This window comes from Streptomyces clavuligerus (assembly GCF_005519465.1).
In the GTDB taxonomy this organism is placed as follows: domain Bacteria; phylum Actinomycetota; class Actinomycetes; order Streptomycetales; family Streptomycetaceae; genus Streptomyces; species Streptomyces clavuligerus.
In genome coordinates this window covers 509,998-533,040 of record NZ_CP027858.1, presented here as the reverse complement: position 1 = coordinate 533,040, position 23,043 = coordinate 509,998, and the positions used below count along the sequence as shown (strand labels likewise).

The 23,043-nt window shown below is 69.7% G+C and carries 22 protein-coding genes; 16 read left to right on the top strand and 6 right to left on the bottom strand.

Annotation, left to right across the window (positions count from 1 at the left end; all coding sequences use genetic code 11):
• Positions 1-251: 251 nt before the first annotated feature.
• Complete coding sequence (locus tag CRV15_RS02105) at positions 252-2,327, top strand: alkaline phosphatase family protein (RefSeq protein ID WP_003962534.1); 2,076 nt, start codon at positions 252-254, stop codon at positions 2,325-2,327.
• Positions 2,328-2,329: 2 nt separating this feature from the next.
• Here CRV15_RS02105 and CRV15_RS35800 read toward each other — a convergent pair whose 3' ends face one another.
• The 4 genes from CRV15_RS35800 to CRV15_RS02090 all read right to left on the bottom strand — a co-directional run bounded on the left by CRV15_RS35800 (position 2,330) and on the right by CRV15_RS02090 (position 5,052).
• A complete protein-coding gene (locus tag CRV15_RS35800; RefSeq protein ID WP_003962535.1) occupies positions 2,330-2,470 on the bottom strand; it encodes a hypothetical protein in 141 nt (46 codons plus the stop codon).
• Positions 2,471-2,482: 12 nt separating this feature from the next.
• A complete protein-coding gene (locus CRV15_RS02100; protein ID WP_029183124.1) occupies positions 2,483-2,827 on the bottom strand; it encodes a hypothetical protein in 345 nt (114 codons plus the stop codon).
• Positions 2,791-3,207 carry an HAD family hydrolase gene (locus CRV15_RS02095; protein WP_029183125.1) on the bottom strand — a complete coding sequence of 139 codons (417 nt, stop codon included), beginning with the start codon at positions 3,205-3,207 and terminating at the stop codon, positions 2,791-2,793. The genes CRV15_RS02100 and CRV15_RS02095 overlap by 37 nt, the downstream gene beginning before the upstream one ends.
• Before the next feature lie 582 nt (positions 3,208-3,789).
• Positions 3,790-5,052, bottom strand: a complete 1,263-nt coding sequence (locus CRV15_RS02090; protein ID WP_158692573.1) for an RCC1 domain-containing protein — start codon at positions 5,050-5,052, stop codon at positions 3,790-3,792.
• Between the two features lie 619 nt (positions 5,053-5,671).
• On the opposite strand from CRV15_RS02090, the gene CRV15_RS36515 reads away from it, so the two are divergent.
• Positions 5,672-5,935, top strand: coding sequence for a hypothetical protein (locus CRV15_RS36515; protein WP_009998031.1), 264 nt, complete (start codon positions 5,672-5,674; stop codon positions 5,933-5,935).
• Between the two features lie 44 nt (positions 5,936-5,979).
• On the top strand, positions 5,980-7,359 hold the full coding sequence (locus CRV15_RS02080) for a hypothetical protein (protein ID WP_003955892.1): 1,380 nt from the start codon (positions 5,980-5,982) through the stop codon (positions 7,357-7,359).
• A gap of 64 nt (positions 7,360-7,423) precedes the next feature.
• Here the strand turns inward: CRV15_RS02080 and CRV15_RS02075 are convergent, their stop codons facing one another.
• Positions 7,424-8,545, bottom strand: coding sequence for a hypothetical protein (locus CRV15_RS02075; RefSeq protein WP_230864185.1), 1,122 nt, complete (start codon positions 8,543-8,545; stop codon positions 7,424-7,426).
• Between the two features lie 564 nt (positions 8,546-9,109).
• Here CRV15_RS02075 and CRV15_RS36510 point away from each other — a divergent pair.
• The 9 genes from CRV15_RS36510 (at position 9,110) to CRV15_RS02040 (ending at position 16,394) form a co-directional block, all read left to right on the top strand.
• Positions 9,110-9,586, top strand: a complete 477-nt coding sequence (locus CRV15_RS36510; protein WP_307786355.1) for a molybdopterin-dependent oxidoreductase — start codon at positions 9,110-9,112, stop codon at positions 9,584-9,586.
• Complete coding sequence (locus CRV15_RS36505; protein WP_029183127.1) at positions 9,583-10,020, top strand: molybdopterin-dependent oxidoreductase; 438 nt, start codon at positions 9,583-9,585, stop codon at positions 10,018-10,020. The genes CRV15_RS36510 and CRV15_RS36505 overlap by 4 nt, the downstream gene beginning before the upstream one ends.
• Before the next feature lie 281 nt (positions 10,021-10,301).
• Positions 10,302-11,522 carry an RCC1 domain-containing protein gene (locus CRV15_RS02065; RefSeq protein WP_003962539.1) on the top strand — a complete coding sequence of 407 codons (1,221 nt, stop codon included), beginning with the start codon at positions 10,302-10,304 and terminating at the stop codon, positions 11,520-11,522.
• 110 nt (positions 11,523-11,632) lie between these two features.
• Entirely contained in the window at positions 11,633-12,865 is a 1,233-nt protein-coding gene (locus CRV15_RS02060; protein WP_003962540.1) for an RCC1 domain-containing protein, read from the top strand.
• 62 nt (positions 12,866-12,927) lie between these two features.
• Positions 12,928-13,068 carry a hypothetical protein gene (locus CRV15_RS36500; protein WP_003962541.1) on the top strand — a complete coding sequence of 47 codons (141 nt, stop codon included), beginning with the start codon at positions 12,928-12,930 and terminating at the stop codon, positions 13,066-13,068.
• 5 nt (positions 13,069-13,073) lie between these two features.
• Positions 13,074-13,301: a hypothetical protein gene (locus tag CRV15_RS36495; RefSeq protein ID WP_003962542.1), complete on the top strand. Its 228-nt coding sequence runs from the start codon at positions 13,074-13,076 to the stop codon at positions 13,299-13,301.
• Positions 13,302-13,395: 94 nt separating this feature from the next.
• Complete coding sequence (locus tag CRV15_RS02050; RefSeq protein ID WP_003962544.1) at positions 13,396-14,427, top strand: cupin-like domain-containing protein; 1,032 nt, start codon at positions 13,396-13,398, stop codon at positions 14,425-14,427.
• Positions 14,428-14,514: 87 nt separating this feature from the next.
• The gene (locus CRV15_RS02045) at positions 14,515-15,309 is read left to right on the top strand and encodes an SDR family NAD(P)-dependent oxidoreductase (protein WP_003955899.1); all 795 of its coding nucleotides are present in this window, start codon (positions 14,515-14,517) and stop codon (positions 15,307-15,309) included.
• Positions 15,306-16,394: a hypothetical protein gene (locus CRV15_RS02040; RefSeq protein WP_003955900.1), complete on the top strand. Its 1,089-nt coding sequence runs from the start codon at positions 15,306-15,308 to the stop codon at positions 16,392-16,394. The genes CRV15_RS02045 and CRV15_RS02040 overlap by 4 nt, the downstream gene beginning before the upstream one ends.
• Positions 16,395-16,407: 13 nt before the next feature.
• Here the strand turns inward: CRV15_RS02040 and CRV15_RS02035 are convergent, their stop codons facing one another.
• Positions 16,408-18,465, bottom strand: coding sequence for a B12-binding domain-containing radical SAM protein (locus CRV15_RS02035; RefSeq protein ID WP_003955901.1), 2,058 nt, complete (start codon positions 18,463-18,465; stop codon positions 16,408-16,410).
• A 179-nt stretch (positions 18,466-18,644) separates the two neighbouring features.
• Here CRV15_RS02035 and CRV15_RS02030 point away from each other — a divergent pair, with 179 nt between their 5' ends.
• From CRV15_RS02030 to CRV15_RS02015, 4 genes are all read left to right on the top strand, one after another.
• Complete coding sequence (locus CRV15_RS02030; RefSeq protein WP_029183128.1) at positions 18,645-19,778, top strand: amidohydrolase family protein; 1,134 nt, start codon at positions 18,645-18,647, stop codon at positions 19,776-19,778.
• Positions 19,779-19,789: 11 nt separating this feature from the next.
• Positions 19,790-21,046: a hypothetical protein gene (locus tag CRV15_RS02025; protein ID WP_009998038.1), complete on the top strand. Its 1,257-nt coding sequence runs from the start codon at positions 19,790-19,792 to the stop codon at positions 21,044-21,046.
• A 57-nt stretch (positions 21,047-21,103) separates the two neighbouring features.
• Complete coding sequence (locus tag CRV15_RS02020; protein WP_009998039.1) at positions 21,104-21,967, top strand: hypothetical protein; 864 nt, start codon at positions 21,104-21,106, stop codon at positions 21,965-21,967.
• A 66-nt stretch (positions 21,968-22,033) separates the two neighbouring features.
• Positions 22,034-23,008: a TauD/TfdA dioxygenase family protein gene (locus tag CRV15_RS02015; protein WP_003955906.1), complete on the top strand. Its 975-nt coding sequence runs from the start codon at positions 22,034-22,036 to the stop codon at positions 23,006-23,008.
• Positions 23,009-23,043: the final 35 nt, after the last annotated feature.

Here is a 23,043-nt window from a genome sequence, read left to right as displayed (position 1 = left end):
GGAACGGGCGACGTGCGACACGCCACGGTCATCAGTGGCCACGGCAGCCCGTCCTGGGCTGCGACACTCAGCGTGCCCCACCCGGGGCGCGGACACCGTCACCTTCGGCCGTGTCGTCGACGTATGAGCCGCCCGGGGCCGTCGAGGCCCCGCAGAAAGCCACGTGACCACCCCCCCCACCGGCGCGGGCCGCGCCAGAGGCGAGGCAACCCGCCCGAGTCCGCCGCGTCACGCATACCAGGAAGATCCCCATGAGAACGCCGCCCTCCGCCCTTCCGCTCTCCGTGCGGGAAGCACTCGCCCGGCCCCCACGCTCCGGCGGGCTGAAGGCGATCGAGCATGTGGTCCTGCTGATGCAGGAGAACCGCTCGTTCGACCACTACTTCGGTGACTACCCCGGTGCCCGGGGCCTGAACGATCCGAACCTCGTGGAGCGCCGGGGCGCCAAAGGCATGACCGTCATGGACCAGCCCAGCGGCGGTGACGTGGTAAGCCCTTACGCCCTCGACCCCAGCGGCAGCGAGGACAGTGCGACCGAGCACCACTGGGAAACCGGACATCAGGCGTGGAACCAGGGCTGGTACGACGCCTGGATCCCGGCCAAGACCGAGGCCACCATGGGCTACTACCCGGGAGCCGGCGTGCCGGTCTACCGGGAACTGGCCGAGACGTTCACCCTGTGCGACGCCTACCACTGCTCGATCATGAGCGAGACGACCTCCAACCGGAACTACCTCTTCAGCGGCTACACCGGCCAACAGCCCGATAGCGCCTACCGGGCGAACGACGCCCACGCCCACGAGTTGGAGGACCCCGACGACAAAAAGCACTACGCCGGCGACGCGCCCGGATACAAGCTGGCCGCCGACGGCAAGACCCGGTGGTTCAGCTACGCCGAGCTGCTCCAGGACGGGGGCGTCAGCTGGAAGGTCTACCAGGAGTGGGACAACTTCTACGACAACAACCTGGAGTTCTTCGACCAGTTCAAGAAGGTCTACCGCGACGTCCTGGCCCGGGCCGGAAAAGCCGAGGCAGGCATCACGCACAAGAGCCTCTACGCCTTCTACGACGACCTCGCCGGGAAAGACACCACCACCCAGGCCGCCTGGGTGAAGGCGCTCGCCGACGCCGCCGCCCAGCTCACGGACCCTCGCGACAAAGCGCTGTACGAGCGAGGTCTGTTCCGAGCCCAGCCCGCCAACCCCATGAGCACCACCCGCGGCTTTGTGCGCGAGCTGCGTGCTGACGTCCTCTCCGGCAAGCTGCCCCGGGTCTCGTACATCGTCGCGCCGACCGGGGACAGCGAGCACCCCGGCAACTCTCAGCCCCGTGACGGCCAGAAGATCGTCTACCAGGTCCTCGACGCCCTCGCCGCCGACCCCGATGTATGGGACTCCACGGTGCTGCTCATCAGCTACGACGAGAACGACGGGCTGTTCGACCACATGCCGCCGCCCGTGCCGCCGGCAGGGGAGCATCCCGACGAGTTCGTGAAGGGCAACCCGGATCAAACAGACGGACCACTGGGTCTGGGCATCCGGGTCCCCTTCCTCGTCGTCTCGCCGTGGACCCGGGGCGGATACATGTGCTCACAGGTCTTCGACCACACCTCCCAGATCCGTTTCCTCGAAGCGTGGACCGGTGTCGAGCAGCCCCTGATCAGCAACTGGCGCAAGACGGTCGCCGGGGACCTGAGCAGCGTCTTCGACTTCGGTACGGCGACCCGCCCGCCCCTGCCTGCCGGAGCCCGCAGGGCCCGCGCCCTGCCCTACCAGCCCGACGCCTACTGCGCCGCCAAGGCAGCCGGAGGTGACCTCGGCCTCACCCTCGCGAACAGCGGCGCGGCCTCCGCCCATCTGACCGTGTACCCCTGCACCGGCACGAACCTCCTGCCCCGGCACGTCGACGTCTCCAAGGGAACGAAGAGCGTCCCCGTGCCCGGCGGCACCACCGGCGAATACCGCTTCACGGTGATCGGCCCCAACGGGTTCCGCCGCGAGTTCGCGGGCACCCACCAGGGCAAGGACGCGGCCCTCGCCGTCACGACCTCTCTGCCCGCCGTCACACACACCCTCACCATCACCCTGACCAATCTCGGTACCGAGGCCCTGACCGTCCAGGTCGACGACCTGCTCGACCCCGCCCCCGCCACACCCCACACGGTGGAACCGGGCAAGCCCCTCGTGCTCGACCGGAACACCGACGCCACCCACGGCTGGTACGACCTCGCCATCACCCTGGACGGCGTCCCGGCCTTCACACGGCGCCTCGCCGGACACCTGGAGAACGGCGGGGAGAGCACCGCCATCGGCCCTCCCCGGCCCTGACGTCAGTACACGGTGTCGGCCTGGTCCTCGATCACCCGGCCGGAGTCGTCGAGGACCGGGCCGAGCGTGCCGTCCGGCCTGGTGCAGGCGCGGGTGGAGCAGGGATACAGGGCGGCCCGGCGCGGCAGCGGTTCGATGAACATCGGATTCACCAGCTACCGGCCGTCCGCGTTGTCATAGGCGTGGCACATCAGCTCCTGGTAGTTCCGGTTGATGACCAGACGAAGGCCGGTCGCGTCACCCACGAAAGTGACGTCTGTGTCCGAGTCCCCGGCGGCGAACACCTGACGCATGCCGGCGGGAGCCCGCTGAAAGGCGGCGGTACCGGAGATACCGAGGATCTCCTGATTGATGAAACAGCGCTTGCCCTCGATGCAGGTGATGACCGAGTCGGGCGGGGCGTCACCGCACGGCGCCAGATGGGATGTCAGCTTCCCCTCGCTGGTCACGTTGCGAATCCCGATCACCTTCTCGGACGGGATGCCCAGCTCTTGCGCCATACCCGGACCACCGGCTCCGCGGACGCCGAGACCACCCGGACATCGAAACCGGCCCGCCGCAGGGTCAGCACCAGATCGGCCATCTGCGCGTAGTAACGCACCCACGCGGATACCCGCCGGGTCCCGACCGTCTGCACGGAGCCCACCGGGGCGGCCAGGCTCTCCGCCCGGGCCTCGCGGGCGAATCCCATGACGTCCTCAGCTGTGTACCCGGCCAGGAGCTGCGCGGCCCACGCGAGCTCCGGCTTGATACGCCGGTGGTCGAATCCGGCGAACGCCGGTGCGCCCGCGCGGGTGGTGCCGTCGAGATACACGGACAGGATCTCGTCCGCACAGTCCCTGTCACGGCCTGTGGGCAGCAGTGGCTCCCCGGGCGGCATGCCGTCCTCGCAGGCGGCGGCCAGCGCGATGATGAGTCCTCTGCGACGGCAGGGCGGTCAGGACAAACCGGAGCAAGGACCGGATCGTCATACCCGGGGGCAAGCTGACCAGAATCCACCGGCTGCCGGCCCGCACCGAACTCATCCGACGGACCGAGAAGGGCGGCTGCCCCGACCGGGAGCTCGGCGAGAGGGCCGCGAACGCGGTCGGCCTGCTGGCCCTGGTCGCCGGGCAGGACATCGAACCGGGCCAGGACGCCGACGGCCGTGACGGCCGCTGGCGCAACACCCACGGCACGGTGGCGGACCGGATGATGTCCACCGTCGATCCCGACGCGCGGCACGTCCACAGGAACCGCACCCGGCACCAGGGCGGCTTCACCGGGCATGCCTCCTTTGAACCGGAGGTGAACCGGAGGCCGGCCTGTTCACCGCCGTTGTCTGACCGGCGGATACGGCCCCGGCAACCACGAGGCCGCCGTCGCCCGCGGCTTGCTGGAGGGCGAAGATCAACCTCGACTCACCCGATGCGCTCACACCTGGTCAGTCGCCGACGACACCACGTCCGGGCAGTGAGCGGTGTCAGTACGCGTAACTGGATTCGCCGGCGGTGGGGACGGCGATGCGGGTGTAGGGATTGTCCGCCTCGTCCTCCTGCTGGAAAATGAGGACGGGGGTGTCCTGGCCGACCAAGGTGTGCGGGTCCGTGGTGCCGCTGCCGAGTTGGCCCCGGGCGTTGTTGCCCCAGCCGATGATGTTCTGGTTGCCGTCCGTGAGGGCGATTCCGTAGTCCTTGCCCGCGGCGATTGAGGTCACCTTGGGGAGCTTGGACGCCTGCATGGCCTGGGTGCGGGGGTTGATCGTACCGTCGGCGAGCTGGCCCTTGTCGTTGCTGCCCCATCCGTAGACCCTGTAGTCGGAGTAGAGGGCGTAGGAGTGGTTTCCCCCCGCGACGATGCGCTCCGCCGAGCCCGGCGGCAGCCCTGTCACCGACACCGGTGTCAGGCTGTTCGCTGTTTGACCGTTGCCGAGTTCGCCATGACCGTTCTCCCCCCATGCCTTGATGGTTCCGTCGGCGAGTCTGGCCAGACTGAAATTGCAGCCCGCGGCGATTTCGACGACCGGTGATGTGAGATTTTTTACCTCGACCGGGATGGTGCTCAACAGGATCGTGTCGTTGCCGAGCTGACCCTTGTCGTTGTTGCCCCAGGCCATGAGCGTGCCGCCCTCGCGCAGGGCCAGACTGTGCTCGCAGCCGGTCGCGACGGCGATGGTGCCGCTTCCCGTCAGGCCCTGGACGGGGACGGGGACCGTCTTGGGAACGTTGGTGCTGTCGCCGAGTTGGCCGTGGATGTTGTCGCCCCAGGCCCAGACACCGTCCTGCGGGTCGCCGTTGTTGCGGAGGGCCAGCGCGTGCAGGGATCCGGCGGCCACCTGGGTGATGCCGTTCAGGCCAGGTACCCGGCCGGGTACCGGGATGGCTTTCGTCACGAGTCCCGTGCCCAGTTGGCCCTTGTCGTTCTGGCCCCAGGTCCACACGGTGTTGTCGTTGAGCAGCGCCACCGCGAAACCGCTGCCGCTCGTCGCATCTGCTCCTGCCGCCAGTTGCTGCACGTCCTGCTTCGGCAGCGCGGGAATCGGAGTGGGCGCGTAGCGGTCGATCATGGTGGCGTTCCCCAGTTGTCCGGTGACATTGGCGCCCCAGCTCTGCACCAGGGGATCGTGCCCCACGGCGTGGGTCACCGGAGCCGTGGTGGCGTCGACCACCGCGGCGCCGACCACCGCGGCGGCGGCCATGGCGACGAGTGCGCCGCGGAATCCGGCGCGCTTCATGGATACGTACATGTACTGTCCGTTCTCTCGGGCCCCCTCCGAACGGCGGGCGGTGCCCCTCGCGGATCCGCCCGCAGTGTGCGGTCGTTCAGCGTCATTCGTGTCCCATCGGCGCCCGCTGCTGACGGTGCGTCGGGGCGGTTCATGCCGATGCCCGAGCGGTTCATGCCGATGGACGATCTTGTCCCTGTCCCCGCGGCTGGGCGGAGGCAGTTTTCCGCTAATGGACCAAGATCCATGGCGGTCGGATGGCAAGACTGTGCGGAGTGCCAGAGCCTGACGGCGGCGGCCGTGGACTCCGGTGCGGCCACCTCTTGCCGAAAGGAGTTCCATGCCTGTCCTCAGTGCGCGCCCGCTCATGGCGGTGGCGGGAATCGTGTCCGTGGCGGTCGCCGCCGCCCTGGTCATCGGCCCGTCCTCCGGCGCCGCGGCACCGGTTCCCACGGTCCGGGCTCAGTACGCCGAAGACCCCAGCCCGGCCCCCACGCCCCCGATGCCGACGCTTCGGCCACCGTCCCCCGGGCAGCCGTCGCCCCCCGCTGTGCCCCCGGGAAAGCCGGTGCCCTCTCCTCCGGGGACGGACCCGTGCGGGTCGATCCAGGGCATCCCGGCGAGTAAGGAATGCTCGGGAGTGGCCAAGAACCAGACCGCGAACGACAAGTGCCAGGTGGAGAACTTCCACAACTGCAACAGGCCGATCACGGGGCAGGCCCAGGACACCTGGCAGACGGACCAGGACGGCTACACCCGGATTCAGCAGGATTTCCACGATGTGCGCCGTGACCACAGTGCCAAGGAGGGTACGTCGGAGCTGTGCCAGTCCTCCTCGGGTATGCGGGAGCGGCTCTCCAGCGCGGATGTGATCGTCCCCCCGTCCGACTGGTGGACCTGCTGACCCGGCCCGCCCGGGGCCCACATTCGAGCTAAGGAGGCACATCCGTGCCACGACGCCCTGTCAGATGGTGTGTGACCGCCCTGCTCGGCGGCTCGCTCACGCTCACCACCACGTCTGCCCCGGCCGCCGCCGAGGAAGCGGTCGCGGTACCCATCGAGAACCCCCGTCTCGACCGTCCCGTCGTGCCCTCGGGGGCCCAGCCCCAGGCCCCCGCCCGGTGGACGGCGCAGCAGACCCAGCTCTTCTCCGCGAAGCTCGCGAGCCACCCCGAACGGCTCCAGGCGGCCTCCCTGAACCGTGCGGGCCCCGGCACCCTGACCACCCGCCTGTGGCGAGTACAGAAGGGCGCGGAAGTGACCCTGACCTGGGACGACAGTCCCAGTCCGCTGCACGAGTGCACCCCGGGCGAAGTCACCGGCGGACAGCTCTACGCTGTGATCGTGGCAGGGGACGACGGTGATGTGTCAACGCCCTTCACCACGAAGGGCACTGTGAGGGGGACGGTGAACTGGCAGACCACCGTGACCCACACCTTCACCGCGGCCGAGAACAACCCGAAGGTCACCTTCGCCTCGAAGCAGCCGGACAAGGCATCCAAGTGCGGCCCGCTGCTGACCCGCTTCGCCGCGACCCAGAACCCCGCGCCCGTACCCTACGGGAACAAGAAGCCCCGGCTGCCGACGCCCGAGGCGTACAAGGGTCATGCGGTCATCTTCCCGAGGATCGTCGCGGCGGACTGCAACCGGTCCCCGGCCGCCTGCCGTTTCGAGCAGGACGACCGCTACTCCTTCCGGTACTACGACAGGCCCCGCATGGTGGGCCAGGCCTACATCAACTGCACCCGCAACTCGATCACCGACGAACGCGTGGTGACGTGGGAGGAACTCCCCTACGACAACATCACCCAGTACTTCGTCGACAAGGAGCACAAGCCGCTCACCCCGCAGCGTGCCCTCCTGAAGGAGAGCTACGTCCATGTCGCCACCCAGATCGAGAGCGGCTTCACGAGGGCCGACGGCAATCCGCTGGAGATGGCCACCACCAACCCGCTCCGGTGGAACCGCACGGAGGACCGCAAGCTCTCCGTCTCCGTGCAGCCCGGCGAGGTCAGCTGGATCGAGGTGCAGCCGGCCCGGGAACGTATCACCGGCACCTTGGTGAGTACCACGGAGAACGAGCGGCTGGACATCACCGTGGACGTACCGTCCGGGTCGCTCGCCGACCGCTTCTACCAGCGCACCGGTCCGCTGAGCAAGGTCGAGCAGACGCGCTGCGGCGACGCCCGGGACAACGCGCGGACCCCGGACAACACCATCGGCGCACCGACCCTGCGGGCCTTCGGCCCTGTCGGGGCCCAGCCGGCGGGCATGACCACACGGTCCCGGCCGGTCCGCGCACCCGCCACGAGGGCGGGCAGGGACTGACAGCACAACGGCGTCGAGGGCGGCCGGAGGATTCCGGCCGCCCTCGACGTATGATCACCGCTGGTCAGCCGATGGGCCGCCATGTTCCGTCGGCCCGCAGGGCGTACCGCGCCGTGGGCCGCGCGGGCTCAGCGCCGGGGACGGCCGAGCGCCGCACGTTCCGGGGCTCGTCGTCGGGCTGGCGGGCGCTGGCACCCGGGGGCCGCAGTGTCTGGCACCTGTCGGGGTTGGTGAAGGTCTGCGCCACGATCGTGCTGGAGTTCACCGTGGACGGGCCGTCCACGGTCACGTTCTTGACCAGCTTGCCTGTGCCGTCCACCACGAGATCGCCGACCGTGCGGGTCATCGCGTTCAGGGCTCCGAACTGCAACTCGTCATTGGCCTTGATGGTGAACTGCACCTCGGTCGTCTCGGTGTTGACCATACTCCAGGTGTGGTTCCAGATGCCTCTGAAGGCCGCGGTGAAGGCGCCTCTCAGCGCGAGATGAATATTGCTCTTGGCGGCCACGGTCGTACTGCCCATCTCGGTCGTCTGAGTGGTGTCCGTGACGGTGTGGTCCACGGTGTCGCTGATGGACGTCGTGCTTTCGGAGGTGACGTCCTGGGTGGGGCCCTTGTCCTTGAGGTTGCTGTGATTGGTGGTACCGGTCTTGTTGGTGGTCCCCTCGGTCTCGCTGCCCCGGTCGCTCTCCTGAAGGGTCTGCTGCGCCGTGACCTGGCCCGTGCCCGACCCGCTGACCTCGTTGTCCGTCCCCGCCGTCCCCTCGATGGTGCCGCTGCCGGAGATCTCCCCACCGATGTTGTCCGTGCTGATCGACTGAAGTGTCACTGTCCGCTTGACGTTCATCGGTTCGCTCGTGCAGTTGATGGCACCATTGGCCACGGAGTGGACGACACTGGTGTACTCACGCGAACGCGCGGGATCGATCGTGAACGAGCACGCGTGCCGATCGGTCTGACCGCACAACCGGGTCACCTCCGACACCGACGGAAGCTGCCTTGTCCCGTCGAAGGCCTGGGCCGTGGGCATTTTCTCGGCCACGGGAGAGCCCGCACCGCCGTCCAGCGGCTGAGCCCCGGCCGAGGGAGCGACGGCCAGGGTGACCGCGGACAGGGCGGGAATGACCACGGCGGTACGGCGGACCAGCGGCCTCCACGCGATGGCGGATTGTGTGTGGTGGACCATGGGCGCTCTCTCCTTGTCGTGGCCCGAGCCCGCGCGCCGGTCGGATGAGATGTCACAGCGGTGCCGGCTGTCCTCACCGCGCATATCGTGCCCGGGGTCGGTCCCTCCATCGTCGGCGGCCGTTCCAGCCATGGCGACCGGTGATCGCTTCCTCCTCCGCCGATCGGGCTGCTTCGTGGGGCACATGGGTGGCGCGGTACGCGATGGCGGGGCGGTCGCCCTGCGCGGCCCCCGGACCACCCGTACACCCGAGGCATCCTGTGCGTGAAGGTCAACCAGTTCCTGGCACGCGCGCGCGCCTCCGACCGACTGATCAACCCCTTGCGGCGGGCCGGCAGCGGACTGTGGAACGTGCTGGGCGCCTCGCGCCACGACATGACGATCTGTTCCATCGTCGGCGCGTCGCCGGACTCCGGTACACCGTCGGCACCAGTGCGGGCACCGACCCGGAGAGCCTGGAGCACTCCCGGCTGATCCTCCTGTGGGGGAGCAGTCCCCTCACCACCCACCACCATCTGTGGAAGGTGATCCAGCGCGCGGACGAACGGCGCGCACGTCGTCGTCATCGACCCGATCCGCAGCCGTACGGCGGTCCAGGCCGACGAACATGTCGCGCCCCTCCCAGGCACGGACGCGGCGCTCGCCCTGGGCCTCCTGCACGTCGTGCTCCAGGAGCGCGCCGAGGACCGTGAGTACCTGGAGGCGCGCACCCTGAGGTGGGAGGAGTTCCGGGCGAGGGTGCTGGAGTTCGACCCACGGCGCACCGCGGGGGAGACGGGAGTGCCCGAGGAAGAGATCGTCAGGCTCGGCCGACGCATCGCCCACACCCGGCCCACCGCCATCCGGGTGTCCCAGGGCATCCAGCGCCACGCGGGCGCCGGCACCACCGTGCGACCCTGGCTTGTCTGCCCGCCGTCACCGGTGACGGGCAGCGCCACGGCGGCGGCCTGCTCCACTCGACCGGCGGCTGCTTCGGCGCCGACCGCGAAGCTCGCTTCCGGGACGACCTGCTGCCCGGCCCCGTGCGGACCCTGTCCATGACACGGTCGGCCGAAGGGTTGCCGGAGCCGGACGGCCCGCCGGTCCACCCGCTCGTCGTCTACGGCGCCAACCCACTGACCAGTTCCCCCGACCGGAACCGGATCCGTCGCGGTCTGGTCCGGGAAGACCTCTTCACCGTGGTCATGGACTACTTCCAGACCGACACCGCCGACTGCGCGGACATCGTGCTGCCCGCGACCATGCAACCCGAACACCTGGATGTGCACGACGGCTACGGCCATCTGTACATCACCTGGAACGAACCGGCGGTCGCCCCGCCCGGGGAGTGCCTGGCCATCACCGAGACCTTCCGTCGCCTGGCCCGCGCCATGGAGCTGACGGAACCGGCGCTGTACGCCCGTGACGAGGAACCGGCGAGCGAACTCCTCGACTCCGTCGCCCGGTGTGCGGTGGTCCGTAGGCCGGCCGGGTGAGCCGTCCACGGGTGAGCGCGGGGCGGGCCGGAGCCGTACGGCGCGCCCTCGCACCGTCGGGCCGCCGCCATCCGGGTGCGAGGTCCGGCCGGAGCGTGAGCGCAACGGCCCCCGCTGATCGGGCGAACCGAGCGATCGGAGAACCATATCGCTGGATAGCCCGATGAGACGTCATCTATTGGAGCATATGGGATAAATCATATCATTAGGGGTGATCTATGAAGCGAGGGCCGCCGTTGGCCGCCCCTCCGCGACATCACCGACATCCCCCAAGGAGAGTCATGCCGCTTTCCCCTCGCGTCCGCCGCCGTTTCCGCCCCCGGGCGCGTGCCATCGCTGTGGCGGGGGCGCTGACCCTGCTGTCTCTGTCGGCGACCGTGCCCCGTGCCGTCGCGGGGGAGGTCAATCCCACCGTGCTGTCCTGGGGCGCGGGCCGCACCGGCCAGCTCGGCAACGGTTCCCTCACCGACAGCCTCACGCCCACCTCTGTGACCAGTCTCTTCCGGAGCGATGTCAACAAGATGTCGGCGGGTGGCACCTCGTCCGCGGACTCCTTCGCCCTCGCACTCGTCGGTACCACCCTCAAGTCATGGGGGGACAACGCCTCGGGACAGCTCGGCAACGGGGGCCGCGCGGACCAGACCGTGCCCGCGGTCGTGCCGGGTCTGCAGAAGATCAAGGACGTCGCCGCGGGCGGACGGCACGCGCTCGCCCTCGACACCGATGGCCAGGTCTACTCCTGGGGCGACAATTCCTACGGTCAGCTTGGCAACAACAGGACCGGCGACGACCGGATCCTCCCCGACCGGGTGCAGGGCCTGCCGAAGGTCAAGCAGGTCTCCGCGGGCTGCGACTTCAGCCTCGCGCTGCTGGAGAGCGGTGAGGTCTACTCATGGGGTCGTGGCATGTACGGCCAGCTCGGCAACGGCGACTACGCCGTCAGCTCCGTGCCCGTCCAGGTCACCGACCTCACAAACATCGTGAGCATCGACGCGGGCTGCCATCACGCCCTGGCGCAGACGAACGCCAACACCGTCAAGTCATGGGGCTACAACCTGTACGGACAGCTCGGCAACTCCACCAACGTCTCGTCCTCGAAGGCGGTGGATGTGGCGTGGCTGAAGGATGTCTCCGAGATCGAGGCCGGGGCTTTCCACAACTACGCGAAGGGCAGCGACAGTGTGGTGTGGGGCTGGGGCAACAACCAGTACGGACAGCTTCTGGAGAAGGACGAGACCTTCGAGCTGAACGTCTCACGCGTCAACCACAACGCGCCGGTGACGATCGAGCGGCTCAAGGGCGTGCAGCATCTGGCGGCGGGACTGCGCCACGGGGTCGCCGTCATCGGGGACACCGTCTTCACCTGGGGCTTCAACAGCGAGGGGCAGCTCGGCAATGGCACGACGGTCGCCCGCTTCGAGTCGGTCAACATCCTGAAGGAGGGGGCTGCCGTCAAGAACGTCGCGGCGTCGCTGGCCGGGAACACGACGTACGCGTACTAGCTAGGTCGTGTCCACAGGCCGGCGCCACCACCCCTGCCGTCGGCCGGGCCCGGGTACCCGGGCCCGGCCAGGAGCCCACGAGGGCTCCGTACTTCCGTGAAAGGCTCAGCATGCGTATCCGTTCCTTCCGTACGGCGGGCATGGCCGCGGCCACCGCCGTGCTGACCGCCGCCACCACCCTCGCGGCGACATCCGCCCCCGCGCGGGCCCTGGCTCCCGAACCCTGGGTGGAGGCCTGGGGCACCAATGGCTCGGGGCAGCTCGGCAACGGCTCCACAGTGGCGCAGCAGACCCCCGCTCCCGTGCTCGCCCTCGTCCGTGACGGCATCCGTGAGCTCGCGGGGGGCGGCGGTGAAGTGGCGACGGGCGATGGTGTCCAGGTCGACGGTCCATCCCTTGGGCGTCCCTTCGCGGTCGCCCTGATGGAGAACGGCACCGTACAGGCCTGGGGCGGCAACGACAAAGGACAGCTGGGCAACGGCACCACGACGGATCAGGGCTTCCCGGCCATGGTCGCCGGACTGTCCGGAATCAGTGAGATCGCCGCCGGGGGCGACCACGCTCTCGCGGTGCACGGCGGGCGGGTGATGTCCTGGGGCGGCAATGGCAAGGGGCAGCTCGGGGCGGGGGCCGCAACCGATCCGACCAAGACACCGGTGGTGGTCCAGAGCCTCACCCGGGTCAAGGATGTGGGCGCCGGATGCGCGTTCAGCGTCGCGCTGGGGCAGGACGGGACCCTCTGGAGCTGGGGGGCGGGTGCGAAGGGCCAACTCGGCCTCGGCGCGGCGAACCTGACCGATCACAACACCCCGCAGCAGGTGAAGGGGGTGAGCGACATCGCCGCCATCGCGGTGGGCTGCGAGCATGTGCTGGCCCTGACGTCCACCGGCAAGGTGAAGGCATGGGGCGGGAACACGAACGGGCAACTCGGCAACAACACCACCACCGACAGCGGTGAGCCGGTGGACGTCCAGTTCGTCGACGCGGTCACCAGCCTTTACGCAACGGCGTACGGGAGCTTCGCGACCCTGAGCGACGGCACCGTGTGGGCGTGGGGCGCCAACACCAAGGGCCAGCTCGGCGACGGGACCCTCCTCAACCGTACGACTCCCGTGCCCATCGAGACGCTGTCGGGGGCCGTCCACATCGCGGGCGGAAGCGACCACACGGTGGCCGCCCGGGACAACGGGTCGGTGACGGCCTGGGGTGACAACGCCAAGGGCCAGCTCGGCGACGGCACGACCACCAGTGCTCCGAAACCGGGCACGGTCACCACGCTGCCACCGGGCAGCGGTGTCCTGAAGGTCGCCACGACCATGGGCACGTCCAGCTTCGCCTACTGAACCCCGCCCGAGCCGGGGAGCCTCCCTGGGTACCGGAGTGTCCCCCGGCGGGCTCTTGACGAATGAAAGTGTTCTACCGCGGTGAGCAAGTGATCCTGGCCTGGGACAGCCTGTCCGCGCATTGGAGCCGCGCGATGCGGGCATGGGTCGCCGACCAGGACTGGCTCACCCTGGAGCGATTACCCCCCATGCTCCCGAGCTGAACCCGGTGGAACTGCTGTGGTCCTCGCTCAAGAAACGCGAACTCGCCAATCTCGCCGGCCTCGCCGAACAAGGTATCCACCGCGTCAACAACAACCCGAAACCGCCATGCTCCTTCCTCACCCACACCGGCCCGACCATCCACCCACCACACCCACCGGACTTGCGAAAAGATCAGCAGTGGGGGCCGCGCGGAGATGGCCCAGCCGCGGCGCCGCGGGTTCGCGAAGGCTGAAGCTCGGCTGCCTGGCCGGAAGTGGGCGCTCGTGCTGGGGTGGCTGGCTTCGGGGGCTGTACAAGAGATGGACAAGCCCGGACAGTGAGTTGTCATGACTATCCGACGATCCGGAGCGGGGCCGTTCGGAGAGCAGTTGGAGTTCCCGGACAAGCCACCGGATCCATCAGATGCGATGGCGCTGCGGTTCCTCGACGGAGGGCTGACGGTTCGCCGGATACCACGGGTGGGAGCTTCCGGCATCGGTGTGCTGCGCCGTGCTGTCGCCCGGCGCTCTGGTCCGCTGCTCTGTTCCGGTCTCCTCGACTCCTGGCCGGCCCGCACTGCGTGGCACCCGACCGCCTTGGCGGAGCGCCACGGCGAGCGGCGGGTGACTGCCTTGATGGATCTCCCCGATAGCGGTGTTCTCTTCCCGCAGGACCAGCAGAGCTACGAGCGGGAGCTGACTTTCGGCGAGTTTGTCGAGCGGATGGAGTCTGCCGGACCCTCCGCGCCCTGTTATCTGGCGTACCAGCGAGCTCACGAGATCTTCAACCCGGCTGACTGCGATTTCTCCTCGCTGCTCCCGGCAGACGGATATCCCACTGATACCCGAGTATGGATCGGCTCCGCCGGGACACGTTCAATGCTGCACTCGGACCTGAAGGACAACTTCTTCTGCCAGCTCTGGGGGGAGAAGACCGTGACTCTGCTCGCTTGGCGGGACAGCAGGGCGGCTTACCCCTTTCCGGGCAACCTGGTGAACAGCCGGGTTGACCTGGCTGCTCCGGATGTGCGGCGCTTTCCGAGACTGAAGCACGCAGTGCTGCGCTCCGTACGGATGAGCCCCGGCGACCTGCTCTACATACCGCGTGGTTGGTGGCACGACATCCGTGCCCACTCCGCGTCGGTCTCGGTCAACCACTGGTTCGGCCGACCGTTGGGCGCTGCTCAGTATCTGGCCTTGCTCGGAATTCTCGGGCCGGAATACTGGAAGGCCACTGTCCGTGATTTCATCGTGTACGGGTTGCTGCGCCGGACGGAGTCGACCCGCTTCTTCTTCAGCCCTCCGTCCACCGGGAAGCGGCTCTATGACGCACTGCGGTTCGGTGACTTCTCGCGCGGGAACGATCCAAGCGCGTCCTAGCCCGGCACGGCACCCGAACTCCGGGGCGACCTTGACCGACTGAGGAGGCCAGGCTTGGCAGAACGGGCTGGGTATCGATCGCAGCGTGTGCTGATCACCGGCGGGGCATCAGGAATCGGCGCGGCCATCGCGCGGCGCTTCGGACAGGAGGGCGCGCGGGTGGCAGTTCTCGACCGAGACCGGGACGCCCTCGGACGGTTCGCGAACGATGCCACGGAAGGGGTACTGCCCCTGCTTGCGGACGTCGCGGAGGAGGACTCCCTACGGGAGGCGTTCACCAGGATGGACGCCGTCTGGGGTGGACTGGATGTGGTGTGCAACAACGCCGGTATCAGCATCCGGCGGGCGTTCCTGGAGACCTCGCTCGCCGAGTGGGAACAGACACTCCGGGTGAACCTCACCGGGGCTTTCCTCGTGGCCCGTGAGGCGGGACGCCGGATGAAGTCCGACGGGGGAGTCATCATCAATACCGCTTCGGTCAGCGGCATGGTGGGTATGCCCGACTACGCGGCGTACAACGTGAGCAAGGCGGGCCTGATCGAACTCACGCGGACCCTGGCACTGGAACTGGCACCGAGGGTCCGGGTCAACGCGATATGTCCGGGTTACGTGCTCACGCCCATGCAACGGGCCGAGTACACCGAAGAACAGCTCGCCGAGCAGGCCGGGACACTGCCGCTGGGCCGACTCGGCACACCGGAGGAGATCGCCGCGCTGGTGGCCTATCTGGCCTCGCCGGACGCCGCGTTCATCACCGGTCAGACCCTGGTGATCGACGGGGGCGAGACCGCGGGCGGCCTCGCCAGCGCCGCCCGGCGGCCGGACGGCCCCGGTGAGCGGCGACCGACCACATCCGACCCACGCCGAGGTGGGGGAGCATGACGAACGACGCGAGGCACCCGGACGCCCGGGCGCGCGCACCGCTGCCCGCGGTCAACTCGTACACCGAGTGGGATCCGCTGCGGGAGGTGGTGGTGGGCAGTCTGCTGGGAGGGGTCTTCCCCGACTGGCAGGAGTCGATGGAACGGGTGGTGCCGGACGCCGCTCGCCCGGTCTTCCGGGAACTGGGCGGCGCGCCCCTGCCCGCCGGGCTGCTGAAGGCGGCCGAGGAGGAGCTGGAGGGCCTGGTCGCGGTGTTGGAGGGGCACGGGATCACAGTGGTACGGCCGGACGCCGTCGACCACGAGGTGCCGTTCGGGACGCCGCACTGGAGCGCGCGGGGTGGTCTCTACGCCGGGATGCCGCGGGATCTGCTGATGGTGGTCGGGGACGCCATCATCGAGGCGCCGATGTCCTGGCGTTGCCGCCACCACGAGGTGGATGCCTTCCGGTCGCTGATCAAGTCGTACTTCCGGCGCGGCGCCCGCTGGCTGCCCGCTCCGCGCCCGCAGCTCACCGACGAGCTGTACGGGGGCGGGGCGGACGGCTGGGCGGTGACCGAGTTCGAGCCGGTCTTCGACGCCGCCGACTTCCTCCGCTTCGGCCGCGATCTGGTGGTGCAGCGGAGCCATGTCACCAATGACTTCGGGATCGACTGGCTGCGCCGCGCCCTCGGCCCCGGCTTCGGGGTGACGGTGGTGGAGACCGACGATCCGCACGCCATGCATATCGACGCCACTCTCGCGCCGCTGGCGCCGGGGAAGCTGCTGGTGCACCCGGAGCGCTATGTGCCGCACGAGGTGTTCGCCGGGTGGGAGGTCCGGCCCGCCCCGCCGCCGACGCTGCCCCGGGAGTGGCCGATGTATTTCTGTAGCCCCTGGGTGAGCATGAACGTGCTCTCCCTGGACCCGGAGACAGTGGTGGTGGAGCGGCAGGAGCAGCCGCTCATCGAGGCGCTGACGGAGTGGGGTTTCCGCTGTGTGCCGGTGGACTTCCGGCATGTCTACACCTTCGGTGGGTCCTTCCACTGTGTGACGCTGGACACGGTGCGGGAGGGCGGCCCCGGGCGCTATCTCGGGGTGCCCTGATCCGGCCGCCGGCTCAGCCGGGGAAGAGCAGCGGGGCGTACTCCGGGCGCAACTGGACGTTGTTGTCGTACAGGCAGTACTCCACCGCCAGCAGGGGCAGGGCGGGATCGCCGGGGCCCGCGGCGGCGCGGGCGGCGGCGCGTACCTCGTCGGCGGTGGGGAAGCGGGCGGCGAGCGCGGCGTGGATGTCGTACGGGGTGCGGGCGACGCGGTCGTCCCAGTAGCCGGGGAGGCCGAGGGCGGCGAAGACGGCGCGGACGCGGTCGGCCTCGGTGTCGATGGCGAGTTCGGCGAGGGCGCGGGCGAGAGCGCCGGTGCCGGTGTCGGTGTCGGCGTCAGTGCCCGCGTCCGGTGGGGTCCCCGTCCGCAGCCCGGTGAGCAGCGCCGTACCGCCGTCGGCGGCGAGTGCGGTACGGACGGTGTGCACGGCGGTGCGTACGGCGGTGTCCTCCCCGGGCTCCCGGCCGGGCGGCGGGCCGGGCTCCGGTGCCCCGGGAGCGGCCCGGAGGCGCGTACACCACGCCGCCAGCCGCTGCCCGTCGGTGTGCCGGGAGAGAAAGGCCCGCCAGTCGAGCCGGGCCCGGTAGGCGCGGGAGAGAAAGGTCTTCTCGACATGGGCGAAGAACTCGTCCACCGCGCGGGCGCCGCCGAGGGCCTCGACCAGGGCGGGCGGATAGCTGAACGTCGGGTGCACCAGGTCGATCCGGTCCAGCAGCCCTTCGGGGCCGACGGAGTAGGCCGCGGCGGAGGTGTCGGCGAGCAGTCCGTCCCCGATGTCGAAGACCCGGGTGGCGCGGGTGATGAAGGAGTCCTCGAAGCGTTCGCCGAGGCGCAGCTCGTTGATGGTGCGCAGGGTGGTGGCGACGGTCTCCGGGGTGGCGTAGGTGTTGCCGAGGAACATGTCGAGCCGCCGGGGCGGCACGGGCAGGCCGTGTGCGCGGCGGTGTGCCTCGTCCTCTTCCAGCCAGCCGATCTGGGCTTCGATGGCGTGCCGGGTGCGGTAGGGGACGCGGGTGCGTCGCAGGTTCTCGTCGTGGTAAGAGGTGAACTGGTTCCAACTGGGTTCGAAGCGGGACTCCAGCAGCATCCGGATCTCCGCGCGCGCCAGCGGCGGGTTGGGCAGCAGATAGCAGGTCCAGTGGACGGGGACGGCGCGGCCCCGGTTGAGGCGGCGCATCCGGGCGGCCATCTCGAAGAGCAGCGCGTTGCTGCCGATATTGATCTCGGAGCAGACCAGCCAGATACGGGAGACGCCCCGGTCGGCGAGGAAGGTGATGTCGGCCATGACGACATCGAGATCACGGACGCGGTGGCGGCGCCCCTTGACCATGGGTTCGGTGCAGAAGTAGCAGCGGTACGGGCAGCCGCGCTGTATCTCCACGGCCACATGGACCTCGGCGCCGGGGCCGGTGACCCGCTCGGGGCCGTAGAAGTCCAGCAGATCGCGGAGGACGGCCTCGGTGTACTCGGGGTGGTCGGCGGGGGGCAGGAAGACACGGGGGTTGACGGTGTAGCCGGTGCCGGAGCGGTGCGCGAGATTGGGGATACGGTCCAGATCGCGCCGGGCGAGCACATCGTCCAGACGGGCCAGGATCTCGTCCGGTTCACCGGTGACGCCGAAGTCGGGCCGAAGCCGTTCCAGCAGGTCCCGGGTGCGGGTGGTGAAGCCGAATCCGCCCACCATGACCGGCCGGTCGGTCAGTTCGCGGAGCAGGGCGATGAGGTGTCGGGTGTCATGGAAGGGCCAGTAGCTGTTTCTGCGGACGGGTGGGGCGCCCGGGAGATCGTAGTCGGCGTAGTTCCAGATGAAGATGGAGTCGAGCTGCCGCAGATGGATGCCGATGAGCAGCGGATCGGTGCGCTCCAGCGCGGCGCGGAGGACGGTGCGCCAGGACTCCCGGGGGGTGTGCAGCAGATCGAGCCGGGCGGCGGTGCGGCCATGGCGCGCGGCCACCGCCGAGACCTGGACGAAGGCGTAGGGATAGATGGGCAGCGCCGGATAGTTGGAGGCGCTGAGCAGCAGGATGTCCGCGCCCTGACGCGCTCGGGCGGTCGTGCGGTCGACCGGCATGCGCAGCATGGTGGCATACGGCCGGAGGGCGCACCAGCGGCGTGCGGCGCGGGGTGTCCGAATCGGGGCGCTGGGGTGCGCGCACCCTTGACCGGCGGGGTGCGGGCCGAAGAATGGGAGCGTTCCAGAGCGTTCCGCCCGGGAACGCGATGGCCCCGATCCTCCGGGAGGAGTGGCCGGTGAGTATCCCCCTTCTGTCAGCGGACTCCCATGTGGTCGAACCGGTGCGGCTGTGGACGGACGGACTTGAGGGCCGCTACCGCGACCGCGCGCCCCGGGTCGTCTGGGACGCAGAGCGCCGTGGCTGGTACTTCGTCTGTGACGATCTGCGCCCCGCCCTGGTCACCTCGCTCTATGCCACCGACGCCTCGCCCGAGGAGTTCGCCGAGGGGGCGGAGGCCGTGGTGGAGGCGGCCCGCGCCGGCGGAAGCGACCCGGCGGCGCGGCTGAAGGACATGGCCCTGGACGGGGTCGCGGGGGAAGTGCTCTACCCCAGTCTGGCGCTGCATCTCTTCTGGCTCTCGGACGGTGCCTTCCAGCGCGCCTGCTTCCGGGCCTACAACGACTGGCTCGCCGACTACACGCGGTACGCCCCCGAGCGGCTGGCGGGCCTGGGGCTGATCTCGCTCTGGGACACCGAGGCGGCCGTGGCGGAGCTGCGCCGCTGCCACGGTCTGGGGCTCCGGGGCGCCGCGGTCTGGGCCTCGGCCCCCGCCGAGCGGGATTTCACGGGCACCGCCAACGACCCCTTCTGGCAGGCGGCGCAGGAGCTGGGGATGCCGGTGTCGATGCACTGTCTCACCGGCTATCGGGACAGCCCCCGGCTCTTCGACTACGCCTCGCCGATGGGCCGTATCCAGCGCAATATGGGCTATCCGGAGGAGATCCAGCACACCCTGACCGATTTGATCTTCTCCGGCATCCTCCAGCGTTTCCCCGGTCTGGACATTGTGCTCGCCGAGAACGACATCGGCTGGATCGCCTACCATCTGCTGCACGCGGACCGGATCTACGACAAGCTGGGCCCGGCGCTCCGTACCGATCTCGCCCTGCCGCCCAGCGACTACTTCCGCCGCCAGGTCCATGCCACCTTCACCGATGACGAGGTGGGGGTCCTGACCATGCGCAGGCTCGGCGCCGGGAACTTCCTCTGGGGCAGCGACTATCCGCACTACGAGGGCAGCTGGCCGCACTCCGGCGAGGTGCTCGACCGCTGTCTGGCCGATGCCGACGAGGCCGCGCGGGAGCGGGTGACCTCGGGGAACTGTGCCCGGCTCTACCAATTCGACCGTGCGGCGCTGACCGCCGAGTGAGGGAGACGCGGATGGCGGAGGGCACGCACCCCTGGTACCGCTTCATCGACGAGTCCATCGAGGACCGGACCCGGGCCGGGGTCGGCTTCACCAATCTCATCTCCCCGCGTCCCTACGCACTGGATCCGGCGGTGCTGCGCGGGTTCATCGAGCGCAACGCGCTGATCCGCGAGTTCCAGCGGATCACCCGCGATGTCTTCCTGGCCAGCCTGCGCGGTGACGCCGATCCCGCCATCGCGGAGACCATCGTGGCCGGTCAGCCGCCGGAGCGCGGAAGGGAGTTCCATCAGGGGCTGACGGAGCGCCAGCTCGCGCTGCCGCTCTACTTCCGTACGGACGAACCCGCCCCCGGCGCCATCGCCGAGGTACAGTGCCCGGCCTCCGGCTGGGAGATCACGGATCAGGTGCAGGCGGTCTACCGGGCCTTCCCCGGGGACTTCGGCGCGGCAGTGCCGCGGTTCGCTCCGCTGATCGACACCCTCGCCGGGTCGCTGCGGGCCCGGTTCGGGGACGATCCCGTCGTCCACCACCTCACCGGCAACGCCTCCCGGCCGCATGGCGTCCACTACACCGTCCAGCGGCTGCGGGAGGCCGGGATCCGGCACTTCGCCTGGGACGCCGTGCACTGGAAGGACTGCGGATTCGTCCGCGCGCACGAGTTCTACGACCTCCGCTACAACGGCTTCTTCGACCAGTGGATGGAGGCGTGTGCCCAGGGTGAGCTGGTCTTCGACCATCCGCCGACGCCGCTCTACGACGCCAAGGTGACCATGGCCTGGCCGTTCTGGGCGAAGGCCCGGGAGTACTACCCCGACACGGTACGGGGGATCTTCCCGCACACCGAGATCATCACGCCCGAGGGGTTCCATCTGCCCGACGGCGAGTGGATCAGCCTGGACGCGTACACCCGGCTGGGCCAGGGCAGGCGCCGCTACTACGTCAAGTTCGGCAGCCACCATCCGACGCTGAACTGGGGCAGCCGTGCCGTCTACCACACGGGCAGCTTCTCGGGACCCGCGCTGCGCGCCCTTTTTGACCGGATCCGGGCCGACGGCGCGGCGGGCCATCCGTGGGTCGCGCAGGACGCGCGGCTGCTGGCGGAGCCCGCCACCGCCGTCTCCCGGGACGGCGAGGAGGTGAAGTTCGACGGCTACACCAAGCTGAGCGCCTTCTACACGCCGGAGGGCCTGGCCGGTCTGATGGCGATGCAGGAGCGCGCGCAGAAAGTCCATGGCTCACCACACACCGTGGTGAGCGTGGCCCACTGACTCCGCGACCCTGCTCGCGTATCTTTCTCTCAGGTCCTTCTCCCAGGGAGGTGGGTGGTGGCGACCACCGGTTCCGCCCCGGTCCGGCTCACCGGGCAGGTCCACTCCGCCGACTACTTCCGCTTCGCCGAGCGGGACACGCCGGACTGGCGGGTCTGGACGAATGTGCTGGGCGGCCGGATCGCGGGCGCGATCTTCCGAGGTGTGCTCTCCCCGGAGGTCTGCGAGCGGATCCGGCGGAATTTCTGGAGCAGCGCGCTGCTGCGGAGCAAGAAGTACAGCGGCCGGAGCGCGGACTACTGGTGCGGTGACCATCTCTTCACCGCGCCCGGTCTCGACGCCTATCTCAACCAGGCGGAGCATGCGCGTCCGCTGCTGGAGACGCTCTGCGCGGGCCCGGGCCGGACCCCGCTGTCGCTGCTGGACGAGTACCGCGACCATCTCGCGGCGCGGGGCGTACGGCTGCGGCTCGCGGAGCACGGGGGCCGGAGCGCCGCCCCGTACCGGCTGCGCTCCCGCTCCGACAGCCGGCGGCCGGTGCTCGCGCCGCACGACGACGCCGAGGCCATCCGCCACGCCCGGCATATCGCGGGCTGCGAGGTGCGGCGGGTGCGGCATCTGTGCAACGCCCTGATGTGTGTGGAGAACGACTCCGGGGGCGAGCTGCTGTACTGGAACATCGCGCCGGACCGGGCCAGCCGCGAGGCGTACGGAATGCACACCGACAGCTACGGCTATCCGATGGAGTCGCTGTCCGGCATCGAACAGCTCACCGTGCCCGTGCGCGCCGGGGACGTCTACCTCTTCGACACCGCCAATGTGCACGCCGTGGCGCCCAACGCGGGCGACGGCTCCTTCCGTACCACCATCAATCTGCTGATGGGCGAGCTGGACGACCGCACCACCCTGTACTGGTCCTGACCCGGGCCCGGCCGTCCGGCCACCACGACCGGGCAGCCCCGGAGCCGTCAACGAGGGAGAAGCCCTATGGCCATCGCCGCGGAAAGCTCCGCCGGGATCGAGGTACGGCGCCTCACCGGCGGCATCGGCGCGGAGATCCCGGGAGTGGACCTCGCCGCGCCGCTCTCCGCCGCCGTGCTCGCCGCGATCCGCGCGGCGCTGCTCCGGCACAAGGTGGTCTTCTTCCGGGGCCAGCGGCTGAGCCACCCCGCCCATATCGCGTTCGGGCGACGCCTCGGCCCGCTGACCCGGCGGCCCGGCCCCAAGCACGGCGTCCACCCCGAGGGATATCCGGAGATCCTGACCGTCGACCCGGACGCGGAGGACACCCGCTACGGCCGCCGCTTCGAGGAGCGGCTGCGGCCCAAGGAGCTGCGCCCCGACTCCGGCTGGCATGTGGATCTGGCCGCCGCCGTCAATCCGCCGGCCATCTCGGTCCTGCGCGCGGAGACCGTGCCCGACCACGGCGGCGACACCCAGTGGACCAGTCTGGTCGCGGCCCATCAGGGGCTCTCCGCCCCGCTCCGGGAGCTGGCGGCCGGGCTGCGCGCCGAGCACACCCTCTTCGCCGGGTGCGAGCTGCTGCTCTCCGACGAGGAGGATGTGGCGGTGATCCGGCGGCTCACCGAGGACACCCTGCTCTCCGTGCACCCGGTGGTCCGCGTCCACCCGGAGACCGGCGAGCGGGCGCTCTTCGTGCCGCCCGCGTCGGTCAGCCGGATCGCCGGGCTGCTGCCCTGGGAGAGCCGGCTGCTCCTGGAACTGTTCCACGGGCACATCGGCCGTCCCGAGCACACCGTCCGCTGGCGCTGGGCCGCCGGTGACGTCGCCGTCTGGGACAACCGCGCGGTGGCCCATCTCCAGCCCGCCGATCTGGACCACACCGACCACCGGCGCACCCTCTACCGGGTGACCGTCCTCGGGGACCGCCCGGCCGGTCCGGACGGCTTCGCGTCGGAGGCGGTGCACGGCGAGCCACTGACCGCGTGGCCGGGCTCCTGACCACCCGGCGCGGACTCCTGCCCCCCGGCCGGGCC